Below are 20,236 nucleotides of genomic sequence, written 5' to 3' on the forward strand. Positions count from 1 at the left end.
TGCCGGAGTCGTACGTGTGCTCCGCCGGGCGGTGCAGGAGCCGTAGCGTCCTCCGGGCCCGCACGCTCACCACCCACGAACAGCAACCGTGCCCGTCGTACGTCGTCGTTCCGCCCACCGGACATCCAGACCGCAACCCCCGCGCACAGCACCGCCGCACACACCGGCACCGTCCCGACCACCGCCGCACCGACCTGGCTCATTTCGTGCCCCTCCCCCGCTCGCAGAGATTCGTCAACCGGGTCCAACCGGGGGCCTCTCGGAAGCCGTCCGGCGTCCACACCGCGGCCGGTACGGTCACCACGAATCCGTCCCGCCCCCGCTCCAGCACGTCCACCTGCGCCAGCCGCCGACGGCCGGATCTGTCCCGTACGAGATGCAGCACCACCGACAGGGCGGCCGCCAGCTGGCTGTGCAGCGCTGCCCGGTCGAGCCCGGCCGTCGAGCCGAGGGCCTCCAGGCGCGCCGGTACGTCGCACGGGGCGTTCGCGTGCACGGTGCCCGAGCCGCCTTCGTGGCCGGTGTTCAGCGCCGCCAGCAGGTCCGTGACCTCCGCGCCGCGCACCTCGCCGACCACCAGCCGGTCCGGCCGCATCCGCAGGGCCTGCCGCACCAGGTCCCGCAGGGTGACGCGGCCGACGCCCTCCTGGTTCGCGGGCCGGGTCTCCAGCCGTACGACGTGAGGGTGGTGCGGTCTCAGCTCCGCGGAATCCTCGGCCAGTACGAGCCGTTCGGACGGGCCGACGAGGCTCAGCAACGAGCTGAGCAGGGTGGTCTTTCCGGAGCCCGTGCCGCCGCTGATCAGGAAGGAGAGCCGGGCGTCCAGCACGGCGCGCAGCAGCCGGTCGCCGTCCGGGGGCACCGTGCCCGCCGCCACCAGCTCGGCCAGGGTGAAGGCGCGCGGGCGCAGGACGCGCAACGACAGGCAGGTGCCCGCGACCGCCACCGGGGGCAGTACGGCGTGCAGGCGGGTGCCGTCGGGCAGGCGGGCGTCCACCCAGGGGCGGGCGTCGTCCAGCCGCCGTCCGGCCACGGACGCCAGCCGCTGCGCGAGGCGGCGTACGGCTGCCTCGTCGGCGAAGCGCACGGGCGTGCGCTCCAGGCCGGCGCCCCGGTCGACCCACACCTCGTCCGGCGCGGTGACCAGTACGTCCGTCACATCCGGTGCGGTGATGAGCGGTTCGAGGGGGCCGCTGCCGATCATTTCCGACCGCAGGGCGGACACGACGCCCAGCACCTCCGCGTCCCCGAGCAGCCGTCCCTCGGCGCGCAGCGCCATCGCCACCCGCGCGGGCGTCGGCTCCGCCCCGGCCTCGGCCAGCCGTCCCCGCACCGCCTCCAGCAGTCCGGTACCGATCCCCGGCCGAGCGACGGAAGGCACTTCCTCGGGACCTACCGTCCTCATGACGAGACACCCCCGGCACCCGCACCGCACCCCGACCACCGTTCCGGCCGGGCCGCCGATCGCTCCGTCTCCCCGTCCGCCTGCCGCCGCGGCACCACCCGCTCCCACAACGCCTCACCGAAGTGCCGCAAGGGTCCCCGTGCGTTCGACCCGGGCGGTGCCCCGCGCCTCAGGTCGGCGGAGAGGCCGGGCTCCCAGCCCAGTTCCCCGGCCAGTGGCAGGCCCAGCAAACGGGCGACCTCCTCGGGGCTCAGCTCGGGGGCGCGGCCGGCGTCCGTCCCGGGGCCGTCGCGCGTCACCACCCGTAGATCGGGCAGCACCGCCCGGACGCCCGCCGCCACCCGCCGGGCCGCCGCGACCGCCCGCAGTTCGGCGGGGACGACCAGCAGGCCGACATCGACCTGCGCGAGGGCCTCCGCGACCGCGTCGTCCAGCCGTCGCGGCAGGTCGATCACCACGGCGCCGCCCCGTCTGCGCGCCGCCGCCACGACCGCGCGCATCGCCTGGGGCGGGATCACCACCGCGTCGCCGCGGTCCCAGCTCAGTACGCGCAGGGAATGCAGCCGTGGCAGCGACTCCTCCAGGGCGCCGCCGGCCACCCGGCCGCGCGACTCGGCGAAGGCGGGCCAGCGCAGCCCCTCCTCCTTCTCGCCGCCGAGCAGGACGTCGAGACCGCCGCCCAGCGGGTCCGCGTCGATCAGGATCGTGCGCCGGTGGGCGCGGGCGGCGGCGACGGCCAGGGCGCAGGCGAGGGTGCTCGCGCCGGCGCCGCCGCTGCCGCCGATCACCCCGACCGTCACGGCGGCGGGACCGGCGCCCTCCGCCGCGTCGGCGATGCGGTCCACCAGCCAGCTCTCGCCGCCGGGGAGCACCAGCACCCGTTCGGCGCCGAGGGCGACGGCAAGCTGCCACAGCGGCCGCTCGTCCGCGCCCCGGGCGACGAGCACCACGCCGTCCCGGCGGGCCGCGCCGCACAGCCGGGGCGCGCAGTCGTCGCCGACGATCACCAGTGGGGCCGACGCCCAGCCGCGGCCGCGGCTGCGGGCCGTGCCGCCCCGCGCCACTTCCGGTGTCGTACCGGCCGCGGCGCACAGTCTCAGTAGGTCGTCGAGGAGGGTGTCGTCCTCCGTGACGATCAGCGGTCCGCCGGGGTGTTCAGCCGTCCCCTGCGGTTGATCGGAAGTCATGCATCCGGCCACGTTCCGTTCCCCTATCGCTACACAACTCACACATCCGCGAACTCGCGGACTTTCACCGTGCAGCGATCCGGAAAATCCCGTGGATCTTGGTCCAAAACTGTGGACAACTCAATGCCTGTGAATATCCCAGTCACCTATACCGGCGACCTTGAGGGCTCCCTTAGAGCAGCGCTACGACTACGCTCGGTAACCTATAACAGGCGTCAGCAAGCCATGATCGAACATTCAAGAGGAAGCGGCTGATCCGCCTCGGACGGCCAAAAACGCGTCCGGACATGCGACGACCCCCGCCGGGGGGGAGAGCGGGGGTCGTCCCCACGGCCGACTCGGGGGGGGAGGAGTCGGACCGGGTTAGCACGGTCGCGAACGATCCGTGACTTCCATGGTGTACCCGAGAGCCTTCTCAGGCAAACCCACGCGCCACACCTTACGCCGAATGGTGGGCGCCTATGCTCGCCTCGTGGAAAACCACTCCGTGCCCCACTCGGCGACTCACTCGACACCCCGCACAGCCGCGTTCTTCGACCTGGACAAGACAGTCATTGCTAAGTCGAGCACGCTGACCTTCAGCAAGTCGTTCTACCAAGGCGGCCTGATCAATCGCCGGGCCGTACTGCGCACCGCCTACGCCCAGTTCGTCTTCCTCGCCGGCGGCGCGGACCACGAGCAGATGGAGCGGATGCGCGAATACCTCTCGGCGCTCTGCCGGGGCTGGGACGTGGCCCAGGTCCGGGAGATCGTCGCGGAGACCCTGCACGAACTGATCGACCCGCTCATCTACGACGAGGCCGCCTCGCTCATCGAGGAACACCACACCGCCGGCCGCGACGTGGTGATCGTCTCCACCTCGGGCGCCGAGGTGGTCGAGCCGATCGGCCGGCTGCTCGGCGCCGACCGCGTGGTGGCCACCCGTATGGTCGTCGGCGACGACGGCCGCTTCACGGGCGAGGTGGAGTACTACGCCTACGGGCCGACCAAGGCGCAGGCGGTCAAGGACCTCGCCGCCTCCGAGGGCTACGACCTGGCGCGCTGCTACGCCTACAGCGATTCGGCGACCGACGTACCGATGCTCGAAGCCGTCGGGCACCCCTTCGCGGTCAACCCGGACCGGGCGCTGCGCCGCGAGGCCGCGAACCGTGGCTGGCCGGTGCTCTCCTTCAACCGGCCGGTCCAGCTCAAGCAGCGGCTGCCGTCCCTGAGCATGCCGTCGCGGCCGGTGCTGGCCACGGTGGCCGCCATAGGAGCGGCCGCCGCGACGGCGGGCCTGGTCTGGTACGCGAGCCGGCGGCGCCCGGATTTTGCCCGTATCACCCGACTTTGAAGGGAAAAGTAAAGAACTGTGGTGAGGGGTTCCGCTTTCCTCGCGCCAGGAGTACAAAGGACGTAACGGCCCGCGAGACCGAGGACATCCGAGAGGAAGACCTTCTACGCATCAAGGCCCCACGGACCGAAGCACGGAAGCCGGGCACCCACGCGACGCCGACCCGTCGATTACGGGCCAGCCGCACCAGGTAACGGACCAAGTTCTCCGACCTGATCGGCACATACGGAGCACGCTTGGTAACCCGGCGGACGTGCCAGCGGCGGTACCGGAACGACTGGGTACCGCCGCACCTCTTTGTGGCGCAGGCCCCGGGAGCCCGGAACGGCTTACGCCGCCCCGCGCTGCATCGCCTCGCACACCGCCGTGCTCTCGCGGGCACCCAGCTCGACCGCCCGCCCGCAGTGCGCGATCCACGCCGCCATGCCCTCCGGAGTGCCGGACACATAGCTCTCCAGCGCGGCCACGTAGGCGGCCCGGTCCTGTTCCGCGTGGCCGACCTCCGCGGGGCACACCGACTTCGGGTCGAGGCCGCTCCCTACGAGTACGAGGCGTTCGGCCGCCCGCGCGACCAGCCCGTTGTACGAGCCGAAGGGCCGCAGCGCCAGTAGTTCGCCGTGCACCACCGCGGCCACCACCAGGGCGGGCGCCTCGCTGCCCGCCAACAGCAGCCGCGCCAGCCCGTCCAGCCGCCCGGCCACCTCGTCGGCGTCCGGCAGCGGAAGCTCCACCAGGGGTTCGTCCACGGACTCGCCCGCGAGCCGGGGCCGCCCGACGGAGTCCTGGTCCGCGTCGCCACTCGCCGCCACCAGATGCAGCCGCGCCAGCACCCGCAGCGGCGACTGCCGCCACACGCTCAGCAGCTGTCCGGCTTCTGCGGTCAGCCGCAGCGCCGCGCCGACCGTCCGCGGCTCGCCTTCGACGCCGAAGTCGCTGCGCCGCCGCACCTCCTCCAGCTCCCAGTCGGCACCGGCCAGCGCCGCGGAGGCGCGCGCACCGCGCAGCGCCGCCTCGGAGGTGACCTCGTTGCTGCGCCGCCGCATGATCCGGTGGCCGTAGACCCGGTCCACGCTCTTGCGTACGGAGTCCACGGAGTCGGCGACGCCCGGGAGCGAGGCCAGGGTCGCGAGCGGATCGGCTGTCGTACTCATGGGTACGACCCTACGCACCTCGCAGGCCGCAAGGCCGAACCGCTCGAATGAGTGGTCTTCTTCACCCGAACCTCTCACCCATGGCAACCTCACGATTACGCTTCGTGAATATGAAGATCGCGTTCGTGGGGAAGGGCGGCAGTGGCAAGACCACGCTGTCCTCCCTGTTCATCCGCCACCTCGCCGCCGCCCGCGTCCCCGTGATCGCGGTGGACGCCGACATCAACCAGCACCTGGCCACCGCCCTCGGCCTGGACGAAGCGGAGGCCGCCGCACTGCCCGCGCTCGGCGCCCGGCTGCCGCTGGTCAAGGACTATCTGCGGGGCACCAACCCGCGTATCGCCTCCGCCGAGACGATGATCAAGACGACGCCGCCCGGGGAGGGCTCCCGGCTGCTGCGCGTCGTCGAGGAGAACCCGGTGTACGCGGCCTGCGCCCGGCCGGTGCTCCTGGAGGAGGGCGAAACGGTGCGCCTGATGGCGACCGGGCCCTTCGCCGAGTCCGATCTCGGGGTGGCCTGTTACCACTCCAAGGTCGGCGCGGTGGAACTGTGCCTGAACCACCTCGTGGACGGCCGCGACGAGTACGTCGTCGTCGACATGACGGCCGGTTCGGACTCCTTCGCCTCCGGCATGTTCACCCGCTTCGACCTGACCTTCCTGGTCGCCGAGCCGACCCGTAAGGGCGTCGCGGTCTACCGCCAGTACCGGGACTACGCGCGCGACTACGGCATCGCCCTCAAGGTCGTCGGCAACAAGGTCCAGGGCCCGGACGACGCCGCGTTCCTGGCCGACGAGGTGGGCGAGGACCTGCTGCTGACGATGGGGGACTCGGCGTGGGTGCGGGCCATGGAGAAGGGCCGGCCGCGCCGCTTCGACCTGCTGGAGGCCGACCACCGGCAGGCCCTGAAGGAGCTGCACGCCGCCGCTGACGAAACGTACGAGCAGCGCGACTGGGAGCGCTACACCCGCCAGATGGTGCACTTCCACCTCAAGAACGCGGAGAGCTGGGCGAACGCGAAGACGGGCACCGATCTGGCCGCCCAGGTCGACCCCGCTTTCGTACTCGCCGAGCCCGCGCCGGCGGGCGCCCCGCAGCCCGCCTGACACGTCACCGCGGCACCGAGCCGCCCGCCCGACGCCGTACCTCCGCCCTACTCCGCGTCCTTCCGCGCCGGCTTGGCCGGGCCGGCCGAGCCGGCGGGTCCGCCCGGTGCGCCGGGCTTCGCGGAAGGCGCGGTCAGATAGCTCTCCCAGCCGCCCTTCGGGGCCCCGCCCACCGGCAGCGCGCGCAACTTGTCCAGCACCCGCGGGTCCTGCGCGTCCAGCCAGTCGGCCAGCTGCTTGAAGCTCACACACCGCACGCCCTTGCGGGGGCAGATGGTCTTGATGGCGTCCTCGACGGCGCGCATGTAGGTGCCGCCGTTCCAGGACTCGAAGTGGTTGCCCACGAAGAGCGGCGCCCGGTTGCCCTTGTCGGCGCGCTCGAACGCGGCGACCAGGCCGTCCCGCATCTGCTTGCCCCAGGTGGCGTGCATCGCCGGGTTGCCCCTGGTCGTACCGGACTGGTTGGCCAGGAAGTTGTAGTCCATCGAGAGCGTCTCGAAGGACCGGCCCGGTACGGGGATCTGCTGGAGCGGGAAGTCCCAGATGCCGTCGATCTGCTTGGGCCACAGCTGCCGGCCGCCGACCGAGCTGGAGTCGTAGCGGAAGCCCATCGCCTTGGCGGCCGGGATCAGGTTGCGCTGGCCTTCCAGGCAGGGGGCGCGCCCGCCGACGAGTTCCTTGCTGTAGTCGAACGGCAGTGGCTTCTCGGACTTCAGCCCGGTGTTGGTCTTCCAGGACTTCACGAACGCCTCGGCCTGCTGGATCTCGCTCTTCCACTCCTCCGGCGACCAGGTGCCCACCCCGCCGTTGGCGCCGCAGAAGTGGCCGTTGAAGTGGGTGCCGATCTCGTTGCCGTCCATCCAGGCGCCGCGCATCTGCTCCACGGTGGCCCGGACCCCCTTGACGTCGTTGAAGCCGATGTCGGAGGCGCCGGGGCTGTGCTTGGGCGGCTGGTAGACCTCCTTCTTGTTGCCCGGGAGCAGATAGACGCCGCTGAGGAAGTACGTCATCCGGGCGTCGTACTTCTTGCCGACCGCCCGGAAGTGGGAGAACAGCTTCTGGCTGTCCTCGCCGGCGCCGTCCCAGGAGAAGACCACGAACTGCGGCGGCCGTTCCCCGGGTTTGAGGCGTTCGGCCTTCGGCTGCATCGGCTGCGCCCCGGTGTACGCGGTCGAGCCGTCGCCGATCAGCTTGATCTGCTGGGCGGTGCGCTGCGGCGCCGCCCGGCCCCCTTGGGCGCCGTTCGGGCCGTCCCCGTCCCCCGCGGCGCAGCCGGCGACCGCCGCCAGCGCCATGGTCGTGACGATCCCGGCCGTGACCTTCGTTGCGGCTGCCATCAGCCACCTCGCTCCCTGGTGTGCGAACTGCGGGACGGAAAAATCGAAAAAGCTGATTAACCGCTCTTAAGTTCGCATAAGCCAAGGAAAGGCCCTTAAAAGGACAAGCGACTCGACGTCACTTTCACTCGAAGGACGGAAGAATTGACCCGGATGCCCGAAAAAGCTTCTCCCGACCTTTACGCGTCATTACGCTTCGTTTACCGATGCTTGAGAGCCACCGAGCCGTCAGAACATGACCCCGGTCGGCCGGCTCGCGTCCCGCCGCAGCACACCGCCGCCCACGATCGCGCCCCGCGCGACCGCGCCGCCCCGGAGGAGACGGGAATGTCGCAGCTCCAGAAGCCCCCAGGGCCACCGACCGCGCCGGATTCGCCACACCCCCGGCCGCCGTCCGGCAGCCGCCGCGCGGCCTGGCACGGCGACCTGTCCGCCTCGCTCGTCGTCTTCCTGATCGCCGTACCGCTCTCGCTCGGCCTCGCGCTGGCCACCGGCGCGCCCCTCCAGGCGGGCCTGATCGCCACGGCCGTCGGCGGCATCGTGGCCGGGCTGCTCGGCGGCGCGCCCCTCCAGGTCAGCGGCGCCGCGACGAGCCTGCTCGTGGTCACCGCCGAGCTGGTCCAGCGCTACGGCTGGCGCGCCACCTGCGCCATCACGGTCCTCGCCGGACTGACCCAACTGGTCCTCGGCGCCGTACGGGTCGCCAGGGGCGCGCTCGCGATCAGTCCCGCGATCGTGCACGGCATGCTCGCGGGCATCGGCGTCACGATCGCCGTCGGTCAGCTGCACGTGGCGCTCGGCGGCAGCCCCGACAGCTCGGCGGTCGACAACCTCGCGGCACTGCCCGGCCAGTTGGCGCACCCGCACGCCTCCGCCCTGCTCATCGGCGCCGTCACGGTCGCGGTGCTGGCCGGCTGGCCGCGGCTGCCCGGGCGGGCCGGCCGGCTGCTGCGTACGATCCCCGCCCCGCTGGCCGCCGTGGCCGCCGCCACCGCCGTGAGCGCGGCCGTGCCGGTCCCGCGCGTCGCGCTGCCCGACTGGGCACCGCAGGCGCTGCCCGCCCTCCCGGACGCACCGGTCCTCGCGATCGCCGCGGCCGTCCTGACCGTCACCCTCGTCGCCAGTATGGAGTCGCTGCTGTCGGCGGTCGCGGTGGACCGCCTCGCCGCCGACCGCACCGACCGCGTCGGCCCCGCGCCCCGTACGGACCTGAACCGCGAACTGGCGGGCCAGGGCGCCGCCAACGCTCTCTCCGGGCTGCTGGGCGGCCTGCCGGTGGCCGGCGGCGCGATGCGCGGCTCGGCGAACGTGCGGGCGGGCGCGGCCACCCGGCGCGCGACCGTGCTGCACGGCGTCTGGGTGGTGCTGTGCGCCGGTCTGCTCGCCTCGGCCCTGGAGCTGATCCCGCTGGCCGCGCTCGCCGCCCTGGTCATGGTCGTCGGCGTACGGATGGTGAGCTTCGCGCACATCAAGCACGTGCAGCGGCACCGCGAATTCCCGGTCTACGCGGTCACCTTGGGCGGTGTGGTGCTCTTCGGCGTGCTCCAGGGGGTGGGTCTGGGGATCGCGGTCACGGTCTTCCTGTCGCTGCGGCGGCTGACCCACACCCGGGTCACGGTCGGCGTCGAGGGCGACCACCACCGGGTGCGGGTCAATGGGCAGTTGACGTTCCTCGCGGTACCGAGGCTGACCCGGGCCCTGGCCCAGGTCCCCGCCGGCGCGGTCGTGGTGATCGAGCTGGGCGGTTCCTTCATGGACCACGCCGCGTACGAAGCCCTGCGGGCCTGGACCGACGCGCACCGCGCCGGCGGCGGCTGGGTGAGCCTCGGCGGGCGCGCCGGGCGCCCGATCGCGGAGCCCGCGAGCGTCCACCACTGCCGACCGTGGACCCCGTGGCGCAACCACCACTGCACCCGCCCGTCCCAGGAAGCGGCTCCACCGTCCAGCGGCAGTCAACTGCTCGGCGGGGTGAGCGCGTTCCAGCGCCATACGGCTCCGCTCGTACGGGACGAGCTGGCGCGGCTGGCCCACGAAGGCCAGCGGCCCAGCCAGCTCTTCCTCACCTGCGCCGACTCACGGCTGGTCACCAGCATGATCACCGCGAGCGGCCCGGGCGACCTGTTCACCGTCCGCAACGTCGGCAACCTGATGCCGCCGCCCGGCACCGACCACACCTGCGACTCGGTGGGCGCGGCCATCGAGTACGCCGTCGAGGTGCTGAAGGTCGGCTCGCTGACCGTCTGCGGGCATTCGGGGTGCGGCGCGATGCAGGCGCTGCTCGGTGCCGACCACGAGCCGGGCGCGCAGACACCGCTCGCGCGCTGGCTGCGGCACGGCCGCCCGAGCCTGGCGCGCATGCAGCGGATCGGGCGGCTGGGCCGGGGCGAAGTGGCGCTGGCCGAGCGCCCGGTGGCCGACGACGTGGAACGGCTCGCGCTCGTCAACGTCGTGCAGCAGCTGGACCACTTGATGTCGTATCCCTGCGTCGCCCGGCGCGTCGCCGAGGGCGCGCTCACGCTGCACGGGATGTACTTCCACGTGGCCGAGGCCCAGGCGTACGTCCTCGACCGGACCACCGGGACGTTCTGCGCGGTACGGCCGGGAGCGGCGGCGGTGACGGCGTGAACGGCCGGGCGGCCGGGCAGAAGCGGGAACGGGTGGCAGGGCGTCAGCCCGCACGCCCGTCTCACCCCTTCCGGGCACCCTCGTCCCCAGCCGCAAACGCCACGTGACCTGCGGACAGTAAAGGTCTACACCAATTTTTGTCCATAGCCCTTGTCAGGCCGGGCGGTGGGCTGATGAGCTATGGCCGGGACACATCGCACGCCCTGGGAATGGGAGATGACGTGAGCAACGAAAGCCTGGCCAACCTTTTGAAGGAGGAGCGGCGGTTCGCGCCGCCCGCGGAGCTGGCCGCGAACGCCAACGTCACCGCCGAGGCGTACGAACAGGCCGCAGCGGACCGGCTGGGCTTCTGGGCCGCCCAGGCCAAGCGTCTGACATGGGCGAGCGAGCCCACCGAGACGCTCGACTGGTCCAACCCGCCGTTCGCCAAGTGGTTCGCCGACGGCAAGCTCAACGTCGCGTACAACTGCGTGGACCGCCATGTGGAGAACGGCCTCGGCGACCGCGTCGCCATCCACTTCGAGGGCGAGCCCGGCGACACCCGCGCCATCACCTACGCCGAGCTCCAGCGCGAGGTCTCGCAGGCCGCCAACGCGCTGACCGAGCTGGGCGTGGTGGCCGGCGACCGCGTCGCGATCTACCTGCCGATGATCCCCGAGGCGGTCATCGCCATGCTGGCCTGCGCCCGCCTGGGCGCCCCGCACTCGGTCGTCTTCGGCGGCTTCTCCGCGGACGCGCTGGCGACCCGTATCAACGACGCCGACGCCCGCGTGGTGATCACCGCGGACGGCGGCTACCGGCGCGGCAAGCCCTCCGCCCTCAAGCCCGCCGTCGACGAGGCGCTGACCCGCCCGGGTACGGAGAACGTGCGCAGTGTCCTGGTCGTGCGCCGTACCGGCCAGGAGGACGTGGCCTGGACCGAGGGCCGCGACGTGTGGTGGCACGAGATCGTCGGGCGGCAGAGCGGGACCCACACCCCGGAGGCGTTCGACGCCGAGCACCCGCTGTTCATCCTCTACACCTCCGGCACCACCGGTAAGCCCAAGGGCATCCTGCACACCACCGGCGGCTATCTCACCCAGGTGGCCTACACCCACCACGCCGTCTTCGACCTCAAGCCGGAGACCGACGTCTACTGGTGCACCGCCGACGTCGGCTGGGTCACCGGCCACTCCTACATCACCTACGGCCCGCTGGCCAACGGCGCGACCGAGGTGCTCTACGAGGGCACGCCCGACACCCCGCACCAGGGCCGCTGGTGGGAGATCGTGCAGAAGTACGGCGTCACGATCCTCTACACCGCACCGACCGCGATCCGCGCGTGCATGAAGTGGGGCGACGACATCCCCGCCAAGTACGACCTGTCCTCGCTGCGGGTCCTCGGTTCGGTGGGCGAGCCCATCAACCCGGAGGCGTGGATGTGGTACCGCAAGCACATCGGCGCCGACCAAGCCCCGATCGTGGACACCTGGTGGCAGACGGAGACCGGCGGCATGATGCTCAGCCCGCTGCCCGGCGTCACGGAGACCAAGCCCGGCTCCGCACAGCGCCCGCTGCCCGGCATCGCGGCCACCGTCGTGGACGACGAGGCCCACGAGGTGCCGGACGGAGGCGGCGGCTACCTGGTCCTGACCGAGCCGTGGCCGTCCATGCTCCGCACGATCTGGGGCGACGACCAGCGCTACCTGGACACGTACTGGTCCCGCTTCCAGGACAAGTACTTCGCGGGTGACGGCGCGAAGAAGGACGAGGACGGCGACATCTGGCTGCTCGGCCGGGTGGACGACGTGATGCTGGTGTCCGGCCACAACATCTCCACCACCGAGGTCGAGTCCGCGCTGGTCTCGCACCCGAAGGTCGCCGAGGCCGCGGTCGTCGGCGCGGCCGACCCGCAGACGACCCAGGCGATCTGCGCCTTCGTCATCCTGCGCGGCGGCGCGGCGGAGGACGACGGGCTCGTGGAGGAGCTGCGGGCGCATGTCGCCAAGCAGCTGGGCCCGATCGCCAAGCCGAAGCGGATCATGCCGGTGGCCGAGCTGCCGAAGACCCGCTCCGGCAAGATCATGCGCCGGCTGCTGCGGGACGTGGCCGAGAACCGCGACCTGGGCGACGTCACGACGCTGACCGACTCCACGGTCATGGACCTCATCCAGGCCAAGCTGCCGAGCGCGTCGAGCGAGGACTGAGCGCGGGGGCGTATGGGGCTCGTACGGGGTCCGTACATCCCGTACGCCCTATGCAGAGGCACCCGTAAACCCCTGAAGCAGCAGAACGCAGGCACCCAGGCGGCCTGACACCGGAGATTCGCGCTCGAACGAGCGTTCCGAGGACTGACCGCCGCCCCGAAGGGCACCCGTCCGCAGGCCGGCCGGGTGCCCTTTCCAGTTCCGGGCGCCCCTCACCTGCTGCCGGGCGGCCGAATGCGCCATATGCCCGTAAGGTGAAGATCGCCGGAATGTTCCTTGTGCGACCCAGGTAGAGTATGGATTGCGTCAAGAACGCGACAACATCACACCGAGGGTGCGCCGGGAAGTCTGGTCGGCAACTGCAACAGCCGTATTCAGCTGCCGTACTACCGGAGGTCCTCGCGTGAGCGCGCCCCACAACCGCCGATCCATATTCCTCGGGCGGATGTCCCTGCCCGAGCGGACCTTCATCGCGGACGCCCTGCGCGCCGAGACGGTGGGCGGTGTTCTGCTGCTGGTCGCCGCGGTCGTGGCGCTCGTCTGGGCCAACACGCTGGGCGGCAGCTACGAGGCGGTACGCGGCTTCCACCTCGGCTTCGGCTCCATCGGACTGGACCTGTCCGTACAGCACTGGGCCGCCGACGGCCTGCTCGCCCTCTTCTTCTTCGTCGCCGGCATCGAGCTGAAGCGCGAACTGGTCGCGGGCGATCTGCGCGAGCCCAAGAAGGCCGTCCTCCCGGTGGTCGCCGCGCTGTGCGGCATGGCGATGCCCGCGGTGGTCTACTTCGTGGTCAACACGGTGGGCGGCGGCTCGACGAACGGCTGGGCGGTGCCGACCGCCACCGACATCGCCTTCGCGCTGGCCGTCCTCGCCGTCATCGGCACGTCCCTGCCGTCCGCGCTGCGCGCCTTCCTGCTCACCCTCGCCGTCGTCGACGACCTCTTCGCGATCCTGATCATCGCGGTCTTCTTCACCTCGCGGCTCAACTTCCTGGCGCTCGGCTTCGCCGTCGCCGGCCTCGCCGTCTTCTACCTGCTGCTGCGCAAGGGCGTCCGCGGCTGGTACATCTACGTACCGCTCGCCCTGGTCATCTGGGGCCTGATGTACAACAGCGGCGTCCACGCCACCATCGCGGGCGTCGCCATGGGCCTGATGCTGCGCTGCCACCGCCGCGACGGCGAGGAGCAGTCGCCCGGCGAGCACATCGAGCACCTGGTGCGGCCCGTTTCGGCCGGTCTCGCGGTGCCGCTGTTCGCCCTCTTCTCGGCAGGTGTGTCGGTCTCCGGCGGCGCGCTGCACGACGTGTTCACCAAGCCGGAGACGCTGGGCGTGGTGCTCGGTCTCGTCGTCGGCAAGGCGGTCGGCATATTCGGCGGTACGTGGTGCGCGGCCCGCTTCACCAAGGCCGAGCTGAACCCCGACCTGAGATGGCCGGACGTGTTCGCCGTCGCCGCGCTCGCCGGCATCGGCTTCACGGTCTCCCTGCTCATCGGCGAGCTGGCGTTCACCGACGACCCGCTGCTGACCGACGAGATCAAGGCGGCCGTGCTGACCGGCTCGCTGATCGCCGCGGTGTTCTCCGGAATCCTGCTGAAGATACGTAACGCCAAGTACCGCAAGCTCTGCGAGGAAGAGGACCGGGACGAGGACCTGGACGGCATCCCGGACGTGTACGAACAGGGCAACCCGGAGTACCACCTGAGGATGGCGAAGATCTTCGAAGCGAAGGCCGCGGAACACCGCCGCCTTGCCGAAGTGGCCTCCGGCGCCGACGCCGGGGACGATGGTCCGGCATGATCTGAGAGGCTTTGCATCCGGGAGAAGACAAGAGGGAGACGTCGATGAGCACAGCCGACGACGGCGCGGACCGCAGCCTCGGACAGCTGGTGGCCACGGCCACCGCCGAGATGTCCGCACTGGTGCACGACGAAATCGCACTGGCCAAGGCCGAGCTGCGGCAGGATGCGAAGCGGGCCGGCATCGGCAGCGCCGCGTTCCTCGTGGCGGGCGCGCTCGCGCTGTTCGCGCTGCCGGTGCTGAGCTTCGCGGCCGCCTACGGCATCCACAACCTCGGTCTCGGCCTCGCCTGGTCCTTCCTGATCGTCGGCGGCGCCTTCCTGGTCATCGCCCTGCTGCTGGTGCTGGTGGCGGTGGCCAAGCTGAAGAAGATCAAGAAGCCGGAGAAGACCATCACCTCGGCCAAGGAGACCGCGGCCGTCCTGCAGAACGTCAAGCCGCATCCGCGTCCGGCCACCGAGGACCACCCGGTCCTGGAGTCTGTGACACGCTCCTCCGTATGACGGCTCCCGACAGTTCCGATGCGGTCGTACGTCCCGACGGGCCCTGGACCCACCGGGACGTGGCGGCCAACGGCGCGCGTTTCCACATCGCCGAGATGGGTGACGGCCCGCTGGTGCTGTTGCTGCACGGCTTCCCGCAGTTCTGGTGGGCCTGGCGCCACCAGCTCCCGGCGCTCGCCGACGCGGGTTTCCGTGCGGTGGCGATGGACCTGCGGGGCGTGGGCGGCAGCGACCGTACGCCGCGCGGTTACGATCCGGCCAACCTGGCCCTGGACATCACCGGCGTCGTACGGTCCCTGGGCGAGCCGGACGCCGCCCTCGTCGGGCACGACCTCGGCGGCTACCTGGCGTGGACGGCGGCGGTGATGCGCCCGAAGCTGGTGCGGCGCCTGGCGGTGTCCTCGATGCCGCACCCGCGGCGCTGGCGCGCGGCGATGCTCGCCGACTTCAAGCAGAGCAGGCAGAGCTCCCACATCTGGGGGTTCCAGCAGCCGTGGCTGCCCGAGCGCCGGCTGGTGGCGGACGACGCCGCCCTGGTGGGGCGTCTGATCCGGGACTGGTCCGGGCCGCAGCTGCCCGAGGACGAGGACATCGACGTCTACCGGCGGGCGATGACGATCCCGTCGACGGCGCACTGCACGGTCGAGCCGTACCGCTGGATGGTGCGGTCGATGGCCCGGCCGGACGGCATCCAGTTCAACCGGCGTATGAAGTGGCCCGTACGGGTGCCGACGCTGCATCTGCACGGCTCGCTCGACCCGGTGATGCGCACCCGCAGCGCGGCCGGCTCCGGGGAGTACGTGGAAGCCCCGTACCGCTGGCGGCTCTTCGACGGCCTCGGGCACTTCCCCCACGAGGAGGACCCGGTGGCGTTCTCCACCGAGCTGATCAACTGGCTGAAGGACCCGGAGCCGGACCGGTAGGACCGGCGGCCGGAACCGTTCGTTCCGGGCCGGTGCGGCCGGGGTACCCGGGTCGGGTGGTACGACACGCCGAACCGATCCGAACGCACGTATGACGAACAGCCAATTGCCGCCCGCATAGGCCAATTGACGGCCCGCCGAGCGGTTACGGAGCCCGGAGCACGGGCAGAGTCGTGGGTATGGGCTGGACGCACGACTACCGTGACGTGGCACGCGATCGCCGCAGCAGCGCCGCTGCGACGGGCACTCCGGAGAGGGGCGCCTCGGACCTTGGGTCCGGTGGGTCCCCCGACCTCGCCCACCCGCTGGGCATTCCGCGCATCCTGCGCCGCCGTGCGCGCTGGATGACCGCGCGGCTCAAGCATCCACGGACCTGACCACCGCCGGAGCCCCGGGCCGGGCGGGGGCTGCTGCCTGCCCGCCCGGCCCCGTCCGGTCCTTGGCGTCACATCGCGCAGCCCTGGCTGTCCACCGGCCGCTGGGCCGTGCGCCCCTGGGTGATGTCCGAGCGGATCTCGTCGGCGGTGAGCGCGTAGCCGGTGTTGGTGTCGTCCAGGGACTTGGCGAAGACCACTCCGTAGACCTCGCCGTTCGGCGTGAGCAGCGGGCCGCCGGAGTTGCCCTGCCGGACCGTGGCGTACAGGGAGTAGACGTCGCGGGCGACCGTGCCGCGGTGGTAGATGTCCGGCCCGTCGGCCTTGATGCGGCTGCGGACACGGGCCGCGCGGACGTCGTAGCCGCCGTTCTCCGGGAAGCCGGCGACGATGGCGCCCTTGCCGGTGACCGCGGCGTCCTGGGTGAAACGCAGCGCGGGCGCGGGCAGCGACGGCACGTCGAGCACCGCGATGTCGCGCTGCCAGTCGTACAGGACGACCTTCGCGTCGTACGTACGGCCCTCGCCGCCTATCTGGACCGTCGGCTCCTTGACGCCGCCCACCACGTGGGCATTGGTCATCACGCGGTGCGGCGCGAAGACGAAACCGCTGCCTTCGAGGACCTTGCCGCAGCTCGGCGCCGTGCCGACGACCTTGACGATGCTCTTGCGGGCCTGCGCCGCCACCGGGCTGCTGGCCAGCTTGGGGTCCGGGGCGGGCACCGCGTGGATCGGCTCGTTCGAGAACGGCGTGAAGACCTGCGGGAAGCCGTTCTGCGCCAGGACCGAGGAGAAGTCCTTGAACCAGGTGTTCGCCTCCTGCGGCATCACCTGGGAGACGCCGAGCAGCACCTTGGAGTTGCGGACCTCCTTGCCCAGCGTCGGCAGCGAGGTCTGGGCCAGCATGGAGCCGAGGAGCCAGGCGACCAGCAGCATCGCCAGCACGTTGACCAGCGCGCCGCCGGTGGCGTCCAGGGCGCGCGCCGGTGACCAGGTGATGTATCTCCGGAGTTTGTTACCCAGGTGGGTGGTGAGGGCCTGGCCCACCGAAGCACACACGATCACGATGGCGACCGCCGCGATCGCCGCGAAGGTGTTCGGGGTGGCGTCGTCGGTGATCTCGTTCCAGATCAGGGGCAGCACATAGACCGCGACCAGGCCGCCTCCGAGGAAGCCGATCACGGAGAGGATGCCGACGACGAAGCCCTGGCGGTAGCCGACCACGGCGAACCACACCGCGGCGGCCAACAGCACGATGTCCAGCACGTTCACGCCCGACACCGTCTCACGCACGCCGGTCGAGCGGGACCTGCTTGGCACGGTCCCATGGCAGCTCCCACCCCGCGTAGTGCAGGATCCGGTCAATCACGCCCGCGGTGAAACCCCAGACCAGGGCGTCCTCGACGAGGAAGGCGGGGCCGACGTGGCCGCTGGGGTGGCGGGTGGTCACCCGGTGGGCGGGGTCCGTGAGATCCGCCACGGGCACCGTGAAGACCCGGGCCGTCTCCGCCTGGTCCACCGCGCCGACCGGACTCGGCTCGCGCCACCAGCCCAGTACGGGCGTGACGACGAACCCGCTGACGGGGATGTACAGCCGCGGCAGCACACCGAAGACCTGGACGCCGGCCGGATCGAGGCCGGTCTCCTCCCATGCCTCGCGCAGCGCCGCGCGCACCGGGCCCGCGCCCTCCGGGTCGCCGTCCTCGGGGTCGAGGGCGCCGCCGGGGAACGAGGGCTGTCCGGCGTGCGAGCGCAGGGTGCCGGCGCGCTCCATGAGCAGCAGCTCGGGGCCGCGGTCGCCGTGCCCGAACAGGACCAGTACGGCGGACGGCCGGCCGCCGCTCTCGGGCGGCAGGAACCGGCTGAGCTGGTGGGGCTCGATCGTGGCGGCGGCACGGGCCACCGGCGCCAGCCACTGGGGCAGGCCGTCGGTACGGACCGCCGTCTCATACGCCGCGGTCTTCGCGTACTGCTCCCGTGCGCTCGTCATACGCGCCCCCTCAGGCCCTGGATCGGTGGGATCGATGGTCATGCGGCCGTGGCCGGTCCTATTCGGGCTGAGTCGTTTCGCGGCCGGTTCGGTTCCGCTTCCCGTGTGAGCGTTTGGTACCGGGCGGGGCTGCGGGGGCGGCGCGCGGCGGTGTCCACCGGCCCGCCAGCGGGGGCGCGGGCTGACCCGGATAGTCGGCCGGGGGCCGCAGCCGCTGGCCCGGCTGGCCGCCCATCTCGTACTTGAGCAGCTTCTTCGCCTTCTCCGGGTCCAGCTCGCCCTCGCCGTACGACGGGCAGTCGTGGGCGATGGGGCACGCACCGCAGGCGGGCTTGCGGGAGTGGCAGACGCGGCGGCCGTGGAAGACCACGCGGTGCGAGAGCATCGTCCACTCGCTCTTGGGGAAGATCTCGGCGATCTCCGCCTCGACCTTCTCCGGGTCCTGCTGCTCGGTCCAGCGGAAGCGGCGGACCAGCCGGCCGAAGTGGGTGTCGACCGTGATCCCCGGGACGCCGAAGGCATTGCCCAGGACGACATTGGCGGTCTTGCGGCCAACGCCCGGCAGCGTCACCAGGTCCTCCAGGCGGCCGGGGACCTCACCGTCGAAACGGTCCCGTAGCGCCGTGGAGAGGCCCAGCAGCGACTTGGCCTTGGCCCGGAAGAACCCGGTCGGCCGGATCAGCTCCTCCAGCCGCTCGGGCTCGGCGGCGGCCATGTCCTCCGGGGTGGGATAGGCGGCGAACAGGGCGGGGGTGGTCTGGTTGACCCGCAGGTCGGTGGTCTGCGCGGACAGGACCGTGGCGACGAGCAGCTCGAAGGAGTTGCGGAAGTCCAGCTCGGGATGGGCGTACGGATAGACCTCGGCCAGCTCGCGGTTCATCCGGCGGGCACGGCGCACCATGGCCGTACGGGACTCGGGCTTGGGGGCGGGCTGCTTGGCGGTGGGCTGCGCGGGGGCGGTGGCTTTGGTGGCCTTGGTGGTCTTCTTGGCGGGGGCGGCCTTTTTGGCGGGTGCCTTCTTGGCAGTCGTCATCCCGGCAGTGGCCTTCTTGGCGGGCGTCTTCTTGGCCGCGGTCTTCTTGGCCACAGGCTTCGTCGCCGCCGTCTGCTCGGCGGCCGTCTCCTCGGCAGTCGCCCTCTTGGCCACAGTCTTCTTAGCCGCGGTCTTCTTCGCGGCAGTCTTCTGCGTCGCCGTCTTCTGCGTCGCCGCCTTCTTCACCGTGGCCCGCTTCGCGGCAGACGTCCCGGTCGTGGCCGTTGCAGCAGACTTCTTCCGCGTCGTCGCCTTTTTCGCTCTTTCCCCGGTTTTCGCCGCCTTCACGGCCTCGACGGGCGCCTGTTCGCCCACAGCGGAATCGCGGCCCGCGCTCACTCGCTCAGCCCCCTGGTCCTGTGCTCTCACCGGCGTATTGGACACTCGGCCAGCGTAAGGCCACCCACTGACATCCGGTCCGATCTCCCTGTCCGGTGGGCCCAATCGGCCCCCTGCCGTATGGCTTGCGCCACGGGTCCGGCATCCTTGTGATTGATCGCACTGTTTTGCATTCCGGCATGATGGGGACCAAGGTCCCTTTGAGCATGTCGACAAGGAGAGATCTCGTGGACGACGTTCTGCGGCGCGCACCGCTCTTCGCGGCGCTCGATGACGAGCAGGCGGCCGAGCTGCGCGCCTCGATGGGAGAGGTCACGCTCGCCCGCGGCGACGCCCTGTTCCACGAAGGGGACCCGGGCGACCGCCTGTACGTGGTCACCGAGGGCAAGGTCAAGCTGCACCGCACCTCCCCCGACGGACGGGAGAACATGCTCGCCGTCCTCGGCCCCGGTGAGCTGATCGGCGAGCTCTCCCTCTTCGACCCGGGCCCGCGTACCGCCACCGCCACCGCACTCACCGAGGTCAAGCTGCTGGGCCTGGGCCACGGCGACCTCCAGCCCTGGCTGAACGCCCGCCCGGAGGTCGCGACCGCCCTGCTGCGCGCCGTCGCCCGCCGCCTGCGCAAGACCAACGACCAGATGTCCGACCTGGTCTTCTCCGACGTGCCGGGCCGTGTCGCCCGCGCGCTCCTGGACCTGTCGCGCCGCTTCGGCGTGCAGTCCGAGGAGGGCATCCACGTTGTGCACGACCTCACGCAGGAGGAGCTGGCCCAGCTCGTCGGCGCCTCGCGCGAGACGGTCAACAAGGCCCTCGCGGACTTCGCCGGCCGCGGCTGGCTGCGCCTGGAGGCGCGCGCGGTGATCCTGCTGGACGTGGAGCGTCTGGCGAAGCGTTCGCGCTGACGCGCGTCCCACCCGGACACCGGAAGGGTCCTGCTCCCCTGAGGA

At 71.5% G+C, this 20,236-nt stretch carries 17 protein-coding genes; 10 read left to right on the forward strand and 7 right to left on the reverse strand.

Annotated features, from left to right (window positions below):
* Nucleotides 1–199 precede the first annotated feature (199 nt).
* Together ADK86_RS26395 and ssd are read right to left on the reverse strand one after the other, a co-directional pair.
* Nucleotides 200–1,405 (reverse strand): TadA family conjugal transfer-associated ATPase, encoded by a 1,206-nt coding sequence (locus ADK86_RS26395; protein ID WP_053698848.1) that lies wholly within the window; start codon nt 1,403–1,405, stop codon nt 200–202.
* Nucleotides 1,402–2,604: a septum site-determining protein Ssd gene (ssd, locus tag ADK86_RS26400; RefSeq protein ID WP_420718885.1), complete on the reverse strand. Its 1,203-nt coding sequence runs from the start codon at nt 2,602–2,604 to the stop codon at nt 1,402–1,404. Before ssd ends, ADK86_RS26395 begins: the two co-directional genes overlap by 4 nt.
* Before the next feature lie 436 nt (nt 2,605–3,040).
* On the opposite strand from ssd, the gene ADK86_RS26405 reads away from it, so the two are divergent.
* Nucleotides 3,041–3,925, forward strand: a complete 885-nt coding sequence (locus ADK86_RS26405; RefSeq protein WP_053698850.1) for an HAD family hydrolase — start codon at nt 3,041–3,043, stop codon at nt 3,923–3,925.
* Between the two features lie 329 nt (nt 3,926–4,254).
* Here the strand turns inward: ADK86_RS26405 and ADK86_RS26410 are convergent, their stop codons facing one another.
* Nucleotides 4,255–5,076, reverse strand: a complete 822-nt coding sequence (locus ADK86_RS26410; RefSeq protein WP_053698851.1) for a hypothetical protein — start codon at nt 5,074–5,076, stop codon at nt 4,255–4,257.
* A gap of 110 nt (nt 5,077–5,186) precedes the next feature.
* Between ADK86_RS26410 and ADK86_RS26415 the strand changes: the two genes are divergently transcribed.
* Nucleotides 5,187–6,182, forward strand: a complete 996-nt coding sequence (locus ADK86_RS26415; RefSeq protein WP_053698852.1) for an ATP-binding protein — start codon at nt 5,187–5,189, stop codon at nt 6,180–6,182.
* Nucleotides 6,183–6,229: 47 nt separating this feature from the next.
* On the opposite strand, the gene ADK86_RS26420 is transcribed toward ADK86_RS26415, so the two are convergent.
* Complete coding sequence (locus tag ADK86_RS26420) at nt 6,230–7,519, reverse strand: hypothetical protein (protein ID WP_107088560.1); 1,290 nt, start codon at nt 7,517–7,519, stop codon at nt 6,230–6,232.
* 327 nt (nt 7,520–7,846) lie between these two features.
* Between ADK86_RS26420 and ADK86_RS26425 the strand changes: the two genes are divergently transcribed.
* The 6 genes from ADK86_RS26425 to ADK86_RS44780 all read left to right on the forward strand — a co-directional run bounded on the left by ADK86_RS26425 (nt 7,847) and on the right by ADK86_RS44780 (nt 15,931).
* Nucleotides 7,847–10,144 (forward strand): SulP family inorganic anion transporter, encoded by a 2,298-nt coding sequence (locus tag ADK86_RS26425; RefSeq protein WP_053698854.1) that lies wholly within the window; start codon nt 7,847–7,849, stop codon nt 10,142–10,144.
* Between the two features lie 221 nt (nt 10,145–10,365).
* Nucleotides 10,366–12,330, forward strand: a complete 1,965-nt coding sequence (acs, locus tag ADK86_RS26430) for an acetate--CoA ligase (protein WP_053698864.1) — start codon at nt 10,366–10,368, stop codon at nt 12,328–12,330.
* A gap of 445 nt (nt 12,331–12,775) precedes the next feature.
* Entirely contained in the window at nt 12,776–14,128 is a 1,353-nt protein-coding gene (nhaA, locus tag ADK86_RS26435; RefSeq protein ID WP_420718886.1) for a Na+/H+ antiporter NhaA, read from the forward strand.
* A gap of 44 nt (nt 14,129–14,172) precedes the next feature.
* A complete protein-coding gene (locus ADK86_RS26440; protein ID WP_030374851.1) occupies nt 14,173–14,631 on the forward strand; it encodes a phage holin family protein in 459 nt (152 codons plus the stop codon).
* The gene (locus ADK86_RS26445) at nt 14,628–15,554 is read left to right on the forward strand and encodes an alpha/beta fold hydrolase (RefSeq protein ID WP_030597674.1); all 927 of its coding nucleotides are present in this window, start codon (nt 14,628–14,630) and stop codon (nt 15,552–15,554) included. The genes ADK86_RS26440 and ADK86_RS26445 overlap by 4 nt, the downstream gene beginning before the upstream one ends.
* Before the next feature lie 179 nt (nt 15,555–15,733).
* Complete coding sequence (locus tag ADK86_RS44780) at nt 15,734–15,931, forward strand: hypothetical protein (RefSeq protein WP_078952285.1); 198 nt, start codon at nt 15,734–15,736, stop codon at nt 15,929–15,931.
* A gap of 68 nt (nt 15,932–15,999) precedes the next feature.
* Here the strand turns inward: ADK86_RS44780 and ADK86_RS26450 are convergent, their stop codons facing one another.
* The 3 genes from ADK86_RS26450 to nth are packed head-to-tail and all read right to left on the reverse strand — an operon-like array spanning nt 16,000 to nt 19,004.
* Nucleotides 16,000–17,199, reverse strand: coding sequence for a MarP family serine protease (locus ADK86_RS26450; RefSeq protein ID WP_053698865.1), 1,200 nt, complete (start codon nt 17,197–17,199; stop codon nt 16,000–16,002).
* Between the two features lie 13 nt (nt 17,200–17,212).
* Nucleotides 17,213–17,917: an NUDIX hydrolase gene (locus ADK86_RS26455; RefSeq protein ID WP_030597670.1), complete on the reverse strand. Its 705-nt coding sequence runs from the start codon at nt 17,915–17,917 to the stop codon at nt 17,213–17,215.
* Between the two features lie 58 nt (nt 17,918–17,975).
* On the reverse strand, nt 17,976–19,004 hold the full coding sequence (gene nth, locus ADK86_RS26460) for an endonuclease III (protein ID WP_420718887.1): 1,029 nt from the start codon (nt 19,002–19,004) through the stop codon (nt 17,976–17,978).
* On the opposite strand from nth, the gene ADK86_RS45725 reads away from it, so the two are divergent.
* Both ADK86_RS45725 and ADK86_RS26470 read left to right on the forward strand, forming a co-directional pair.
* The gene (locus ADK86_RS45725; RefSeq protein WP_159393968.1) at nt 18,937–19,347 is read left to right on the forward strand and encodes a hypothetical protein; all 411 of its coding nucleotides are present in this window, start codon (nt 18,937–18,939) and stop codon (nt 19,345–19,347) included. The two genes, nth and ADK86_RS45725, sit on opposite strands and share 68 nt — an antisense overlap.
* A 169-nt stretch (nt 19,348–19,516) precedes the next feature.
* The gene (locus ADK86_RS26470; protein WP_003981529.1) at nt 19,517–20,191 is read left to right on the forward strand and encodes a Crp/Fnr family transcriptional regulator; all 675 of its coding nucleotides are present in this window, start codon (nt 19,517–19,519) and stop codon (nt 20,189–20,191) included.
* Nucleotides 20,192–20,236: the final 45 nt, after the last annotated feature.

It is taken from the genome of Streptomyces sp. NRRL F-5755 (genome assembly GCF_001279365.1).
Taxonomy (GTDB): Bacteria; Actinomycetota; Actinomycetes; order Streptomycetales; family Streptomycetaceae; genus Streptomyces; species Streptomyces rimosus.

Coding starts and splice junctions, on each gene's coding strand:
- ADK86_RS26415 (WP_053698852.1), top strand. CDS start 5,187: ATGAAGATCGCGTTCGTGGGGAAGGGCGGCAGTGGCAAGACCACGCTG.
- ADK86_RS26425 (WP_053698854.1), top strand. CDS start 7,847: ATGTCGCAGCTCCAGAAGCCCCCAGGGCCACCGACCGCGCCGGATTCG.
- nhaA (WP_420718886.1), top strand. CDS start 12,776: ATGTCCCTGCCCGAGCGGACCTTCATCGCGGACGCCCTGCGCGCCGAG.
- ADK86_RS44780 (WP_078952285.1), top strand. CDS start 15,734: ATGGGCTGGACGCACGACTACCGTGACGTGGCACGCGATCGCCGCAGC.
- ADK86_RS26440 (WP_030374851.1), top strand. CDS start 14,173: ATGAGCACAGCCGACGACGGCGCGGACCGCAGCCTCGGACAGCTGGTG.
- ADK86_RS26420 (WP_107088560.1), bottom strand. CDS start 7,519: ATGGCAGCCGCAACGAAGGTCACGGCCGGGATCGTCACGACCATGGCG.
- ADK86_RS26455 (WP_030597670.1), bottom strand. CDS start 17,917: ATGACGAGCGCACGGGAGCAGTACGCGAAGACCGCGGCGTATGAGACG.
- ADK86_RS26445 (WP_030597674.1), top strand. CDS start 14,628: ATGACGGCTCCCGACAGTTCCGATGCGGTCGTACGTCCCGACGGGCCC.
- ADK86_RS26410 (WP_053698851.1), bottom strand. CDS start 5,076: ATGAGTACGACAGCCGATCCGCTCGCGACCCTGGCCTCGCTCCCGGGC.
- ADK86_RS26395 (WP_053698848.1), bottom strand. CDS start 1,405: ATGAGGACGGTAGGTCCCGAGGAAGTGCCTTCCGTCGCTCGGCCGGGG.
- ADK86_RS26405 (WP_053698850.1), top strand. CDS start 3,041: ATGGTGGGCGCCTATGCTCGCCTCGTGGAAAACCACTCCGTGCCCCAC.